Genomic DNA, 257 nt, shown 5'->3' on the forward strand with positions numbered 1-257 from the left:
CCGGCGACCATCTTTATGCCGACAATACCGGGATTATTCTTTCAGAAGATCCGCTGGATATTGAATGATAAGAAAGGCACCGCAAGGTGCCTTTTTTCTGCGTTACCTGTTGGCCTACACAGTAAAGAAATTACGCGAAAGATGAAGCGTAATCAGACCTCTTCCATGCGACCCAGCAGGGCCTGCAGACGTTCCTGCCAGCCGTTCTGCTGTTCTTTCAGATGGTTGTTCTCACGCTCCAGCTCTTCGCGCTGATG

At 50.2% G+C, this 257-nt stretch carries 1 protein-coding gene; it reads right to left on the reverse strand.

All coding sequences use genetic code 11. From position 1 onward, the window contains the following. Nucleotides 1-152: 152 nt before the first annotated feature. The gene (locus SB764_RS42215; RefSeq protein WP_410867068.1) at nt 153-242 is read right to left on the reverse strand and encodes a hypothetical protein; all 90 of its coding nucleotides are present in this window, start codon (nt 240-242) and stop codon (nt 153-155) included. Between the last annotated feature and the right edge of the window lie 15 nt (nt 243-257).

The organism is Paraburkholderia sp. SIMBA_027, from assembly GCF_046535315.1.
Classification (GTDB): Bacteria; Pseudomonadota; Gammaproteobacteria; order Burkholderiales; family Burkholderiaceae; genus Paraburkholderia; species Paraburkholderia tropica.